General features: G+C 61.3%; 11 protein-coding genes. 6 read left to right on the top strand and 5 right to left on the bottom strand.

Annotation, left to right across the window (positions count from 1 at the left end):
- Positions 1–3 precede the first annotated feature (3 nt).
- Positions 4–219 carry a 50S ribosomal protein L35 gene (gene rpmI / locus ACFQDI_RS06595; protein WP_377164684.1) on the bottom strand — a complete coding sequence of 72 codons (216 nt, stop codon included), beginning with the start codon at positions 217–219 and terminating at the stop codon, positions 4–6.
- Between the two features lie 187 nt (positions 220–406).
- Between rpmI and ACFQDI_RS06590 the strand changes: the two genes are divergently transcribed.
- From ACFQDI_RS06590 to ACFQDI_RS06580, 3 genes are all read left to right on the top strand, one after another.
- Positions 407–2074 (top strand): hybrid sensor histidine kinase/response regulator, encoded by a 1668-nt coding sequence (locus ACFQDI_RS06590; RefSeq protein ID WP_377164682.1) that lies wholly within the window; start codon positions 407–409, stop codon positions 2072–2074.
- A 41-nt stretch (positions 2075–2115) separates the two neighbouring features.
- On the top strand, positions 2116–3219 hold the full coding sequence (locus ACFQDI_RS06585) for an NHL repeat-containing protein (protein WP_377164680.1): 1104 nt from the start codon (positions 2116–2118) through the stop codon (positions 3217–3219).
- A 163-nt stretch (positions 3220–3382) separates the two neighbouring features.
- Positions 3383–3961: a SixA phosphatase family protein gene (locus ACFQDI_RS06580; RefSeq protein WP_377164678.1), complete on the top strand. Its 579-nt coding sequence runs from the start codon at positions 3383–3385 to the stop codon at positions 3959–3961.
- Positions 3962–3998: 37 nt separating this feature from the next.
- Here ACFQDI_RS06580 and ACFQDI_RS06575 read toward each other — a convergent pair whose 3' ends face one another.
- Positions 3999–4235, bottom strand: coding sequence for a hypothetical protein (locus ACFQDI_RS06575; protein WP_377164676.1), 237 nt, complete (start codon positions 4233–4235; stop codon positions 3999–4001).
- An 81-nt stretch (positions 4236–4316) separates the two neighbouring features.
- A complete protein-coding gene (locus tag ACFQDI_RS06570; protein ID WP_377164674.1) occupies positions 4317–5204 on the bottom strand; it encodes a helix-turn-helix transcriptional regulator in 888 nt (295 codons plus the stop codon).
- Between the two features lie 113 nt (positions 5205–5317).
- Between ACFQDI_RS06570 and ACFQDI_RS06565 the strand changes: the two genes are divergently transcribed.
- Positions 5318–6181 carry a phosphoenolpyruvate hydrolase family protein gene (locus ACFQDI_RS06565; RefSeq protein ID WP_377164672.1) on the top strand — a complete coding sequence of 288 codons (864 nt, stop codon included), beginning with the start codon at positions 5318–5320 and terminating at the stop codon, positions 6179–6181.
- Positions 6182–6374: 193 nt separating this feature from the next.
- A complete protein-coding gene (ftsH, locus tag ACFQDI_RS06560; RefSeq protein ID WP_464694251.1) occupies positions 6375–8450 on the top strand; it encodes an ATP-dependent zinc metalloprotease FtsH in 2076 nt (691 codons plus the stop codon).
- Between the two features lie 725 nt (positions 8451–9175).
- Here the strand turns inward: ftsH and ACFQDI_RS06555 are convergent.
- On the bottom strand, positions 9176–11911 hold the full coding sequence (locus tag ACFQDI_RS06555; RefSeq protein WP_377164668.1) for a helicase-related protein: 2736 nt from the start codon (positions 11909–11911) through the stop codon (positions 9176–9178).
- A 5-nt stretch (positions 11912–11916) separates the two neighbouring features.
- Positions 11917–12492, bottom strand: a complete 576-nt coding sequence (locus ACFQDI_RS06550) for a hypothetical protein (protein ID WP_377164666.1) — start codon at positions 12490–12492, stop codon at positions 11917–11919.
- Positions 12493–12577: 85 nt separating this feature from the next.
- Between ACFQDI_RS06550 and ACFQDI_RS06545 the strand changes: the two genes are divergently transcribed.
- Positions 12578–13015, top strand: a complete 438-nt coding sequence (locus ACFQDI_RS06545; protein ID WP_377164664.1) for a GAF domain-containing protein — start codon at positions 12578–12580, stop codon at positions 13013–13015.
- Positions 13016–13061: the final 46 nt, after the last annotated feature.

Raw genomic sequence — 13061 nt, 5'->3', positions numbered from 1 at the left:
GTCTTAGCGATGGGAGAACGGCATGTTCGCCTTGATTGCTTTGACATCCACTTCCGCCACGAGGGCGACTTTACCGAGGTTGCGCTTCCGCTTGCGGCTCTTGTTCTGCAGGATGTGGCGCTTGCCTTGTTTACGGCGCAGCACCTTACCCGTGGCAGTTATTTTGAACCGCTTGGCGTAAGCTTTCCTCGTCTTGGCGATACCGGCATTTTTGGACATAGGGGCGGCGATGGTAGTGGAGAAGCCCGTTTCGGCAAGGTGTTTTTCACCTGTACCTGCAGTCTCGGCAAATTTCTCACCCGCTCCCCTCTCAAATATTGGAGTCAGAAATATCCGAAGTATCAAAAATTAAAGTTGTCTTAATTATTGGAGATTGCTAAATGAACTGGATTCACGCGGAAAATTCATGCCACCCTCCCTCTCCACTTCCTCCGCATCTCCAGCAGCGATCGCTGAGCTGGAGCAGGGGCTGGAGCACCTCAAAGTGGCAAATTATTACCTCCGCGTCGCGCTCGACCAGGTGGCCGATGGTGTGGTGATTGTGGAAAGCGAAGCCAGCGATCCTAAAAGCGGTCAGAAGGTCCTTTTCAGCAATGCCGCCGCAGCAATGCTGGCTGGCACCGACCCCGAATCAGGTCTGCGTGGCCTGGGGCTGAACGACCTCGTCGCTGATGCCCGTGATGCTGCGACCCTCCAGCAAAGCCTCCGGATGGCCGTGGACCATGGCGGCTGCCATGAATGCGAATGCCAGCTGCAAAGCCTGCGCATGCAGGCTCCTGTCCCCAGCAGGTGGCGTGTCCGGGCGGTCTTCAACAGCATGCGCAAGCTGCTGAACTTCACCATTCTCATCACCCCGGTCCAGCCAGCTACCCCTGCGGTCGCCGTCAGGCCGGAGCCCAAGCCTGCACCGGACGACCTGGACGCTCAGTCCGCCCTGCTGAGGAAGGAAAATCTCGCAGCGCTCGCCCAAGGCATCGCACATGATGTGAACAATCTGCTCGGCCCCGTCACGGTGCGTCTCTCGGCATTGATCCAGCAGGTGCAGGACCACCCCGTGCTGGCGCAGGAGCTGCAGCTCGTGTTTGCAGGCCTGAAGCGCGCAAAGCAGTTCACCTCCCAGGTCGTCACCGCTTCCAAGTCCTCCCCTCGGAAACTGGAGCCCACAGACATCGTCTCCCTCATTCGTGACACCGTCGAGTTTGCCGGCGCAGGCTCCAATGTGCATGTGTGCGTGCGCAGTGACGATAACCTGCGCCAGGCCGTGGCAGACCCCGTCAAGCTCAGCCAGGTACTGCAAAACCTCGTCATGAACGGCATCCAGGCCATGCCTCACGGCGGCTACATGGACGTCCAGGCTTTCAATCTCGTGGTCGGCCCTGCGGGAGACGGCAAGCTCAGGCCCGGCAAGCATGTTCACATCATCGTGCGCGATCGCGGCTGCGGCATCGCAAGGGAAAATATCGACCGCCTGTTCCGCGAATCCTTCACCACCAAGCCCGACGGCAACGGCATCGGCCTGACCACCTGCAAACGCTTCATTGATGAAATGGGTGGCGACATCCGCGTGACCTCCACACCCAACGTCGGCACCGAGTTCAGCGTCTATCTGCCGGCGGCCGCAGGCACCGGCGGCACCAGACCCCTCGCCCCGGCAGACACCGTACCGGTCCCTCTCAAGCACGGCAAAGGCAAGGTGCTCATCGTCGATGACGAGGACGATCTGCGCAAAGTCGCCCACATGATCCTCACCCGCTGCGGCTACGAGGTCGTGCAGTGTGACAATGGCCAGGATGCCGTCCGCATCTACCACAGCCTCTTCCGCACCGGCACCCCGCCCGATGTTGTCCTCATGGATCTCACCCTGCGTGGCGGCATGAACGGCACTGAGACCGCCGCAGAGATCCTGCACCTCGATCCCGATGCACGCATCGTCTGCACCAGCGGCAGCGTGACCGAGGAGGTTCAGATGGTCTTCCTCGAGCGCGGTTTTGTCGGCGTTCTGCCAAAGCCCTATGAAGCAGGCGAGCTCACGCAGATGGTCCACAATGTGGCCACCATGATGAAACGCCATTGAGCCGGGTCACTTGCGTGCTTGAGTGGCCGTTTCCGCTCCGCATGAAAACACGCCGCTTCTTCCTCTCAGGCCTGGCCACCGCTGCCGCTTCCAGCTTCACAGCAACGCTGCGCAGCGCCCCCGATCCGAAAAAAGACGTCGTCATCGGCCACGGCACCCACCGCTACAGGGTCAACAAGGAGTGGGTGCCTGCCGGCCAGGGCCGTCACCACCCCATCCTCAACTGCCACGAGATGGTCCAGGTCAAAGACGGCCGCCTTTTCATGATCGGAGACCACTGGGACAACCAGATGCTCGTCTTCAAACCCGACGGCACCATCCTCGACTCCTGGGGCAGCGTCTGGCCCGGAGGCCATGGCCTCACGCTCTCCGATGAAAACGGCGAAGAGTTCCTCTTCGTCACCGACAGCGGCCTCTGGAAGTCCGGCAGCGGCGGCTACCGCCAGACCGGTCGCGTCACAAAGACCGATCTCACCGGCAAAGAAATTTTCTCCATCAGCCACCCCATGAGCGTCGGCGCTTATGAGCCGGGCATGGTCTTCAATCCCACCGAAACCGCCATCGCCCCCAATGGGGACATCTACGTCGTGGACGGCTACGGCTCGCAGCATGTCCTCCGCTACGACTCCCGCGGCAAATTCATCCAGCGCTTCGGCGGCAAGGAGGGCGTGCCCGAAGAGCAGCGCCTCAACAACGCCCATGGCATCGCCATCGACACCCGCCAGGGCGCAGACAAAGCCACCGTCATCGTCACCTCCCGCGCAGACAACTGCTTCCGCCGTTTCACTCTCGACGGCAAATACCTCGAAACCCTGCCCGTACCCGGCGCCATGGTCTGCCGCCCCGTCATCTCCGGCCAGGAGCTTTACGCTGGAGTCTGCTGGTCCAAAACCCCGGAAATCAACAAGCTGCCGCAAAACCCCAGCGGTTTCACCGTCGTGCTGGATGCCGCTGGCAAAGTCATCAGCGCCCCTGGCGGCAGCGAGCCCGTCTACGAAGACGGCAAGCTCAAGCCCCTGACCCAGGCCGAGCGTGTCTTCGACCACGGTCACGACGTCTGCGTCCTCGAAAACGGCGACCTCATTGTCTGCCAGTGGAATGCCTTCCAGACCTACCCCATCAGGCTCGAAAAAGTGGCCGCCTGACGCTCCTGAGGCCTGCTCATCTTTGTGGCGCAGTCAAATGACGGAAAAAATCCGAATGACAAACGCCTGAAATGCCGCAATCACCCTGCGTCAGTGCCGGGCTCCGTCACTCATTCCTCATTCCAGTTCCTTCGCTCCCTGCCTCGCCCCTGCCTCTTGAATCATGAAATACCTCACGATCGTGCGACACGCCAAATCCAGCTGGGGGCAGCCTGGGCTCGCGGATCATGATCGCCCGCTCAATGAGCGCGGGCAGCGCGCCGCACCGGCGGTCGCCACATTCCTGCACCGCACCTACTTCGGCGGCGCAGACTCCCCCCCCCTGCTGCCATTGCCGGACCGGCTCGTGACCAGCACCGCGCTTCGCGCCCTGAGCACCGCTCAGATCATGCGCGAGACCTTTGCCATGCCGGTTGAAAAACTGCTCCTGGAATCCCGCCTCTACCTGGCGGACTCCGAACTGATTCTCGATGTCATGCGCGGTTTTGAAGAAAGCTGGAACCACGCCATGATCTTCGGCCACAATCCGGGCCTCCACGATTTCGCCGAGCACATCCTCGCCCGGGCACACATCCCCAAAGTGCCCACCTGCACGGCCATCATCATGGCTTTCCCTCATGAGTTCTGGGGCCTGGCAGACTGGAACGAGGCCCAGCTTATCGGCTACATCACCCCAAAGTCCCTCGAACGCCGCTTCCCCGAGCTCTACGCCGGCATCTCACGCGTCGATGGCGACGATTAATCCCCCCGCTGACTCCGCCACCCTGGTATTTTTCGCGTCATTTTTGATATTTTGATAACGGAAAATATCCATATGTTGCGACAAATGAATCCCTTTTGCGTAGCCTGTGGGTACGCGCATGAAACAAAAACTGGAAGCCATTGAACTCGCGGCCATTCGCATCGCATGCGGAAACGAACTGCCCCAAAGCACTGCGGACAACCTCAACCAGCTCTTCCGCGCCCTTGTGCCTCTGCTCAAGCGCCAGCAGGATGAAATAGAGCGCTTGCAGCATTACATTGCCCATGAGTGCTCTCACCGTTCCAGGAGTGCGGCCCAGGCAGGCTAGGCTTTTCCTCCCAACCGGTCACTCCGTCTAGCCACCCATCCGGCTCCGGTGCTCGCTCGGCCGCCACCCGATCCACTTCTTGAACGTGTTGCTGAACACAAACGGGTTCTGATACCCCACCTCGTGGGAGATCGTCTCGATCTTCAAATTCGTCGTGCTCAGCAGTTCCGCCGCCTTGCGCATCCGCAGCCACGTCACGTGGTGCATCGGCGTGCGCCCCAGCGCCTTCCGGCACAGCCGGCGCAGGTGCTCGGCACTCACATGCGCCTGATGCGCCAGTTCATCCAGCGTCCAGTCATAGCCCACATTCGCGGATACCTTTTCCCAGATCCGGTGCAGCCGGTCATCCACCTGCCACGGCTGCGCAAAGCGCTCGATGTAATGCTGCACCAGCTCCACCCAGTGAAACATGGCGGCGGGCTGCGCTGCGTTTCCAGCTTCCTCAATGAGTCCCTCGATGGCATTCCACAGCGCCGCACCGGCAAAAGGAGCCATCAGCGGCGAGCTGCTGCTCAGGATCGGCGTCTGTTCCGGCTGCTGCTCATAGCGCACCCAGCAGCAGCGCCAGATCTTGCCCGGCACCGCATGAAAGGCGTTCACCATGAAAGGCGGCAGCGCCACGGCCATGCCTGCCGTGCATTTCTTCCACACACCATCCACCAGCACCCGTCCCTCCCCTTCAAGACATGCCAGGAAATACAGGCCGCCCTGGTGCATCCGCACGATACGGTACGGCGCACGCGCCGTCATCACCCCCGCATGCGCGATCCGGTGCGTCGCCAGCGTGGTGCACAGCGGCGCACTGCGCAGCCAGGCCCGCGTATCCCTCTCCGACCCACGCACCATGCGGTACTCCGTATCAGGCCCGTGGGTGTGCGTTTCGGATAGCTCTTGGATGGCGGCGCGGGCGTGCATAAGCTTAAGTTTGCGATTGTTTGCCGTTGTCGACTGTGGTTTGCAATGGTTTCCCAAACAACTGCAAACGCGCGCAGCGCCAGCCATCGCAAACAACCGCAAACTTCACCCTTATGCCCAATCCCTGGACCGGAATCGGAAATCCCTACACGAAGCAAGAAGTCGTGGACCGCCTCAAAGCCACCCGTGCCAAGGGCGAGCCGATCATCGCCGCGGGCGCAGGCACCGGCATCAGCGCCAAGTTCATCGAAAAAGGCGGCGCAGACCTCATCATCATCTACAACAGCGGCCGCTTCCGCATGATGGGCCACGGCAGCACTTGCGGCCTCATGGCCTATGGAGATGCCAATGCCATCGCCATGGAGATCGGCGAATACGAAGTCCTGCCCGTCGTCAAAGAAATCCCCGTCGTCTGCGGCGTGCATGCCACGGACCCACGCCGCCGCATGTGGCACTGGCTCGGCCGTGTGAAAGAGATGGGATTCTCCGGTGTGAACAACTTCCCCACCCACACCATTGTGGACGGTCATTTCCGCGGCGTCCTGGAGGAAACAGGAATGAGCGTGGAAAAAGAGTTCGAAATGGTCGGCCTCGCCACCCGCATGGACATGTTCAGCATCGTCTATGTCGCCACGCCGGAGGAGGCCGTAAAGATGGCCCAAAACGGAGCCGACGCCATCATCGCCCATGTCGGCACGACCGTCGGCGGCAGCATCGGCGTGACCAATGCCGTGGTGAGCTGGGACCACACCGTCAAGATCACCCAGGAGATCATTGATGCCGCAAAGAGCGTGAATCCAAACGTTTTCACCCTCACCCACGGCGGCCCGATCAACACCCCCAAGGATGTGGAATTCATCCTCAGCAAAACCTCGGCGGATGGCTTCGTCGGCGCCAGCAGCCTGGAACGCATGGGCGTTGAAGACTCCCTGACCAGCCTGACACGCGAGTTCAAACGCGTTCCCATCGAGCGTTAGCCTGCTGCTCCCCCCATAAAGGGGGGCTCCAGTCCCGGCGAATCGCATTTTGCAAAAAAATTACCGGCGTGTATGCTCGGACTCGCGTTACTTAGTTGTAACACCCCCGCTCATGTCCGACGACCCCTTCAACAACCGCCCCGACGGTCCCAACCGTCGCAACCAAGATCCGCAGTTCAACTGGCGCGGGTTCATGCTCTTCGCGCTCGCGATCACCCTGCTGATCTCGGGCTTCATGATGAACAAGGGGCTGGCTGGAAGCCGCAAGGTCTTCGACTACGCCGAATTCAAAAAACACGTTGAGGCCGGCCGCATCGACCCCAACAAGAAGCTGGTCCTCATCAACTCAGACGCCACCTCCAAGCAGGTCATTGAAGGCGGCTATTTCCCTTTGCCCCCCAGCATCACACCAGCCCCGGTGGCCAAACCCGTTGAATCTGGCACGGAGCCTGCCCCCAGCCTGGGCAACCCCACCCTTGAGGCTCCCGCCAAGGAGGTGACTGTCACTGAAAAGCCGGCTGCCGAAGCCCCCAAGACGGAGTCCAAGGATTTCAGCGTCCAGGTGAACATCGAGTTCCAGAAAGAGGAGCTCCACAAGCTGCTCGACGCCCACAAGCTCGTCCTCATCCCCACCTATGACAACGAGATGTGGTCCTCCCTCATCGGCTTCCTGCTTCCCCTGCTCGTCATCCTCGCCTTCTTCTACTTCCTCGTGCGCCAGCAGCTCCGCAGCGCCGGCCGCGGTGCCATGAGCTTTGGAAAGAGCAAGGCCAAGATGCTCGCCCAGGACCGCAACAAGGTCACCTTCAAGGACGTGGCCGGAGTTGAGGAAGCCAAGGAAGAAGTGCAGGAAATCGTCGAGTTCCTCAAGGACCCCAAGAAGTTCCAGCGCCTCGGCGGCAAGATCCCCAAAGGCGTCCTCATGACCGGCCCTCCCGGCACCGGCAAAACCCTCCTCGCCAAGGCCATCGCCGGCGAGGCCGACGTTCCATTCTTCAGCATCAGCGGCTCGGACTTCGTCGAAATGTTCGTCGGTGTCGGTGCCAGCCGCGTGCGTGACATGTTTGAGCAGGGCAAAAAGAACGCCCCTTGCCTCATCTTCATCGACGAAATCGACGCCGTCGGCCGTCATCGCGGTCACGGCATGGGCGGTGGCCATGACGAACGTGAGCAGACCCTCAATGCCCTGCTCGTCGAAATGGACGGCTTCGACACCCAGGAAGGTATCATCATCATCGCCGCCACCAATCGCGCCGACGTGCTTGACCCCGCACTCCTGCGTCCGGGCCGCTTTGACCGTCAGGTCACCGTCAATCTTCCGGATGTGAAAGGCCGCGAGGAAATCCTCCGCGTTCACGCCAAGAAGGTGAAGCTCGCAGACAGCGCCGACCTTTCCAAGATCGCCCGTGGTACCCCCGGGTTCTCGGGTGCCGAGCTCGCAAACCTGCTCAACGAGGCTGCCCTCCTCGCCTCGCGCAAGAACATGAAGTCCATCACCAATCCCGAGCTCGAAGAAGCCCGTGACAAGGTGCGCTGGGGCCGCGAACGCCGCAGCATGGCCCTCACCGAGAAGGAGAAGGAAAACACCGCCTACCATGAGGCTGGCCACGCCATCCTCAATGAAGTGCTGGAGCACACCGCCCCTCTGCACAAAGTCACCATCATCCCCCGCGGCCCATCCCTCGGCGTCACCATGATGCTTCCTGAAGAGGACAAGTTCACCCACCGCAAAAGCGAACTGCTCGACGACCTCATCGTCACCATGGGCGGCCGTGTGGCCGAAGAAATCCAGTTTGGCGATGTCACCAGCGGCGCCAGCGGCGACATCCGCATGGCCTCCCGTGTGGCACGCAGCATGGTCTGCTCCTGGGGCATGAGCACCAAGCTCGGCATGATCGAGTACGGTGAAAACGAAAGCAACGCCTTCATGGGCCGTGGCAGCAGCAACTACAGCGAAGACACCGCCCAGAAGATCGACGAAGAGGTGAAGCGCCTCATCGACGAAGCCTACGCCAAGGCCACCGAGATCCTCATCAAACACAAGGACAAGCTCGACGCCATCGCCCACGCGCTGCTCGAATACGAAACCCTCGATGGCACCCACATCAAGGAAATCATGGAGCACGGCCATCTCATCAATCCGCCCGAAAACAAGAGCAAGCCCCCGCCTCCGCCCCCTCTTCCCAAAGTCACCGACTCACGCCCCGTGAAGCGTGAAGACGAAGACGACGGCGGCATGGCCCCAGGCCTGACCGGCGTGCCCGCTTAACCAAGCACCGGGATCATCCTGATCCCTTCATTTCAACACTCATCAAAGGGGGGATCAGCAATGATCCCCCTTCTTCTTTTGCGAGGCTCAAACGTCGCCAGCACCACTGAAATCGCCCCCAAGTTTTCGCCAATCTTGATATTCAGCCCCAGCCAGGCTGCGTAATAACAAACGCCATTGAAAACAGGTCTGTATTCCTGTCGAAGAAGAGCCTGTAATCGAACAGGTGAACAGCGCGGCGCCCAGGGCCCGTAGGTTGGGTGTGTTTGACGTCGAGCGTTTGTCTTGCGCCACATCGCTCTCCGCCAAACCGCCCGACCACCAGGACGTTCGTACGCCACGCTGCTTGCCGTACGCTGATGGACGCGTGGGTTGTCGCCACCCCCAATCTATGCCGGTTGTCGCCTTCTTTCGTCATCCCACTCCGCTTGACACCAGTCCCAACGGGTTGCCGAGCTTTAGCGAGGTTATCTTGGTACAGGGCACAATCTGATTGAAAAAACAAACCAGCGCCTTCACCACACACCAGCCCTGAAAGGGCTGCGTAGTTGAGCCCAGCGTTTGCCGAGCCTGAGCGAGGCGTCCCCGGGTAAAACACAACACGACCGGGAAGCAAACCCAGCACCCCATCGCACCCCGCGTCCACCAGTAGCGCCTGTAAAAAGCTCCGCCACAAGCTGGCACCGCGCTCAGACAACGCCCTTATCCTCGCCCACTCTCCTTCTTCACCTCAGCCTCAGCACCAGCCGCACCGCATCCAGCCTTACCGTGGTCGCACCAATGGCCGCCGCAAGCGCATCACGCTGGTCCCGCAAGGCGCTGATTTCCTCCGGGCGCACATGCGGATTGCGCGCCTGCAGATCCTCGAGCCGGGAGATCTCCTCATCCATCTGCTTGCGCATCGCCGCCGTGGCGCGCTGCTGCAGGCTCTTGAGCTGCGCCTCGGCAAGCTGCTGCGCCTTGCCCAGCATCGTTGGCAGCAGCTTGTGCCGCACCGTTTCGTTCTCCACCGTGCGTGTCGGATCACCCGGCGTGAGCTTGGCCCGGGTAAAGGCAGCATCGGCGCTCAGGTCCCGGCCCTGATGATCCACCGCCACCCGCAAAGGCATGGCCGGCATGAAGCGCGTCGCATGCAAAGAGGGTGGCGCGATGCACTCCGCAATGAAGCACGCTTGCAGCACCAGCCCCTCGCCGCCTGACGCCTTCCAAAACGCAAATCCGGCATTGCCCGCCGGAGAGCCCAGCAGCACGTCCAGGGCCGCGCAAACCAGCGGATGATCCCACGTCAGAAACGCCTCATGATCACGCGAAAGCGCACGCTCCCGATCAAAGGAAAAGGTAAGCCCTTCCTCCGGCAATGAGGGCAGCGCGTCCGTGATCAAATTGTCAGGGCGGATGTACCACGTCCGGTGCGTCATCTCCTCCACATGCATGCCGAAGTGGTCCAGCAGGCGGATGAAGAAGCGCTCGAAATCCAGCTCCGCATCCACATCTCGAATCCTCTCGATCATGCGCGCCGCAAGGCGCGGCTTGCACGAGTTCAGCTCCAGCAGGCGGTTGTGACCACGCTCGAGCTTCTGGCGCACTTCCCGACTCAGCGCCTGGCTGCGGCGGATGCAGCCGGCGAGCTTCTTGGCATTGAAGCAGGAGCAGAGCTCTTCGATCTCCGCGGCAAAGCTGTGCAAAAGCTGCGTCGCTCCCTGCAGGCTGTGCTCAAAGGCGTCGAGACCGTCATGATACCAGCGCGCCAGCACCTCCCCTTCACTGCCCGCGATGAATGGCACATGAATGTTGATCGTGCCTTTTTGACCGATGCGGTCCAGGCGGCCAATCCGCTGCTCCAGCAGTTCAGGATCTCGCGGCAGGTCGTACAACACAAGGTGCTGCGCAAACTGGAAATTGCGCCCTTCGCTGCCGATTTCAGAGCAGATCAGAATGCGCGCCCCTTCGGGATCGGCAAACGCCGCCGCATGCCTGTCACGCTGCATCAGGGTGAGCCCTTCATGAAACAGCACCGCATGTACATTGATCTCACGCAGCAGACGCTCGTGCGTGTCTTCGGCGAGTTTTCGCGTGCGGCAGATGAGCAGGACTTTGGCGTCACCGAGTTCGCGCAGCGTCGCCGCCAGCCAGCGGGCAAGCGCCTCTGCAGGTGTCGTCCCAGCCTCAAGCACAAGCTCACGCAGATGGCACTTCCGAGGCGGAAACCCCTGGATGACAGCTCGCGTGTTCCGGAACATCACACGGCCGGTGCCGAATTCATCAAGAAGGTCGGCCACGAGGCGCTGCCTGGCGGTTTCATCGCCTCCGGCGAGTTCGGCAGCATGGTTCTGCACACGTGGAGAATGGCTGGCAAAGAGCTCCCGGTCCTCCGGGCTCATGCCCCCGCCTTGCAGAATCCGGTCCACGACCTGCGCCACCTGCTCATAGCGGCCGGACTCCTCCAGAAAAGCGTCCAGATCGCCGTAGCGGTCCGGGTCCAGCAGTCGCAGACGGGCAAAGTGACCTTCAGCACCAAGCTGCTGCGGCGTGGCGGTCAGCAGCAGCACGCCAGGCACCCGCTGCGCGATGGCTTCGACCACCTGATAAGCGACACCCGGCGCTCCGACAGCCCACTCCAGATGGTGTGCTTCATCCACAATGAGCAGGTCCCAGGCCGCGTCTGCCGCCTGCTGGGCTCGCTTGGGCGACTCACTCAGCAGAGACAGCGGGCACAGCACCAGCTGGCTGTCCAGAAAGGGGTTCCCCTCCGGATCTCCGGCTTCGATGGCCGCACAGCGCTCTTCATCAAACAGGCTGAACATCAGATTAAACCGGCGCAGAAGCTCGACAAACCACTGATGTGGCAGCGCATCAGGCACCAGCACCAGAATGCGTGAGGCACGCCCCGTGAGGTTCAGCCGGTGGAGGATCAGTCCCGCCTCAATCGTCTTCCCCAGCCCCACCTCATCCGCCAGCAGCACTCGCGGCAGCAGCCGCCCGGTGACGTCTGCCGCAATCGACATCTGATGCGGAATGGGATCGACCCGCCCCCCGATGAATCCCCTCACCGGCGAAGCCTGCATCCGGCAGCGCCATTCGACGGCTTCCGCACGGAGGGCAAAGGTCTGCAGATCGTCCGTGCTTGCAGCCAGCAGCCGCTCCTGCGGGCCGCCAAGGCTGAGCGTGTCAGCCAGGTCACACTCAGGGACACTGCGCCTGCCGCAGTGATAGATCAAAGCACCATCGATGGAACTGACTGAATCGATTTGCAGCGCGGTGCCATCGCGCAGGGAGATCTGATCGCCCGCATGGAAGCTGGCACGGCGCAGCGGGGCACCATTGCGTGCGTACCGGCGCTTTTCTCCGGCAGCCGGGAACCTCACGTCCACAAAGCTGCCTTCAAGACCGCTGACGATTCCGAGCCCGAGTTCGGGCTCGCTTTGACTGATCCAGCGCTGGCCGGGTGCAGGAGCTTCCATCAGTGCTATTTGCCAAACAAACGTTTGAAGAAGGACTTTTTCTGCGGCTCGGCCGCGGGCTTCGGCTGCGCAGGCACCGCCTGCTGCTGCGGCACCACCATTCCCGGAGCTGCCGGGTTTTGAGTGAAATCAATCACACCAGGCTTGATCGAAGGGGCTGCTCGCGGGTCAACATTGACCACCTTGGGCTTCTTGGCTGCCCCCTGAGCATCATACTCATAGACCACCTGCTGATAGCACTGGCCGTTCAGGTTGAAGGAGCGCATCTCCGTGGCACGCCCGTACGCATCAAAATAGACCTGGGACCGGGCCACAAGGTTGCCACGCCCGTCGTAAATGTGGCCCTGCGTGGGCAGCCCGCGCTCATTGAGCAGGTAGTGCTTTTTGGCCACAAGCGCCCCCCCGGAGTTGTAGGTGGACTCGATGAGCTCGTTGGTGGTCTTGTCCACAATCGTCTCAGAATGAGAATTGTCAGGATGGTATGTACTCTTCGCCACGATCGGCGTGTTCGCTGGCGCAGCTGGCTGCGCGGCGGCAGCTGTCACCCAAAGAAGGACAAAAAAAGCAGAGCAGGTTTTCATGACAGAAACGAAGATGCCTCCAGAATAACGCCCCCATCTCACTGCGACAACGACAATTCCCGACTTTACCCTCCCTCCCTGCGTCATGATTTCTTCCACCGATCCCACCTGGGCTGCATTTCTCTCTCAAACCATCGCGGATTTCGGCTGCACCACGGGCACGCTTCACCGGCTGGACCCGGCTGACCGCCACCTCAAGCTGGTGGCACACCAGGGCATCCCGGAAGCCCTGATGCCCATCATCCAGTCCATCCCCGTCGGCAAAGGCATTGCCGGCGTAGCGGCAGAGCGCAAGGAACCGGTGGAAATGTGCAACCTGCAGACGGACACCTCCGGTGTGGCCAAGCCTGGAGCAAAGCAGACCCAGGTGCAAGGCACCCTGGCCGTCCCGGTGCTGGATGGCGACCGCCTCTGCGGCACGCTGGGCATCGGCAAGCTCGTGCCTTATGATTTCACTGCCGAGGAGAAAGACCGGCTCATCCGGGCCGCCAGAGAAATTGCCCCCGCTCTGCTGCCTGCCTGATGTCGGAATGTTGAAATGCAAAAAGCCCGGTCAAGCCGCCATCGGC

This window comes from Prosthecobacter fluviatilis (genome assembly GCF_042655725.1).
GTDB classification, from domain to species: Bacteria; Verrucomicrobiota; Verrucomicrobiia; order Verrucomicrobiales; family Verrucomicrobiaceae; genus Prosthecobacter; species Prosthecobacter fluviatilis.
This window is presented reverse-complemented; position numbering and strand designations above follow the sequence as displayed.

Coding starts and splice junctions, on each gene's coding strand:
- rpmI (WP_377164684.1), bottom strand. CDS start 219: ATGTCCAAAAATGCCGGTATCGCCAAGACGAGGAAAGCTTACGCCAAG.
- ACFQDI_RS06590 (WP_377164682.1), top strand. CDS start 407: ATGCCACCCTCCCTCTCCACTTCCTCCGCATCTCCAGCAGCGATCGCT.
- ACFQDI_RS06585 (WP_377164680.1), top strand. CDS start 2,116: ATGAAAACACGCCGCTTCTTCCTCTCAGGCCTGGCCACCGCTGCCGCT.
- ACFQDI_RS06580 (WP_377164678.1), top strand. CDS start 3,383: ATGAAATACCTCACGATCGTGCGACACGCCAAATCCAGCTGGGGGCAG.
- ACFQDI_RS06575 (WP_377164676.1), bottom strand. CDS start 4,235: ATGCTGCAAGCGCTCTATTTCATCCTGCTGGCGCTTGAGCAGAGGCAC.
- ACFQDI_RS06570 (WP_377164674.1), bottom strand. CDS start 5,204: ATGCACGCCCGCGCCGCCATCCAAGAGCTATCCGAAACGCACACCCAC.
- ACFQDI_RS06565 (WP_377164672.1), top strand. CDS start 5,318: ATGCCCAATCCCTGGACCGGAATCGGAAATCCCTACACGAAGCAAGAA.
- ftsH (WP_464694251.1), top strand. CDS start 6,375: ATGCTCTTCGCGCTCGCGATCACCCTGCTGATCTCGGGCTTCATGATG.
- ACFQDI_RS06555 (WP_377164668.1), bottom strand. CDS start 11,911: ATGGAAGCTCCTGCACCCGGCCAGCGCTGGATCAGTCAAAGCGAGCCC.
- ACFQDI_RS06550 (WP_377164666.1), bottom strand. CDS start 12,492: ATGAAAACCTGCTCTGCTTTTTTTGTCCTTCTTTGGGTGACAGCTGCC.
- ACFQDI_RS06545 (WP_377164664.1), top strand. CDS start 12,578: ATGATTTCTTCCACCGATCCCACCTGGGCTGCATTTCTCTCTCAAACC.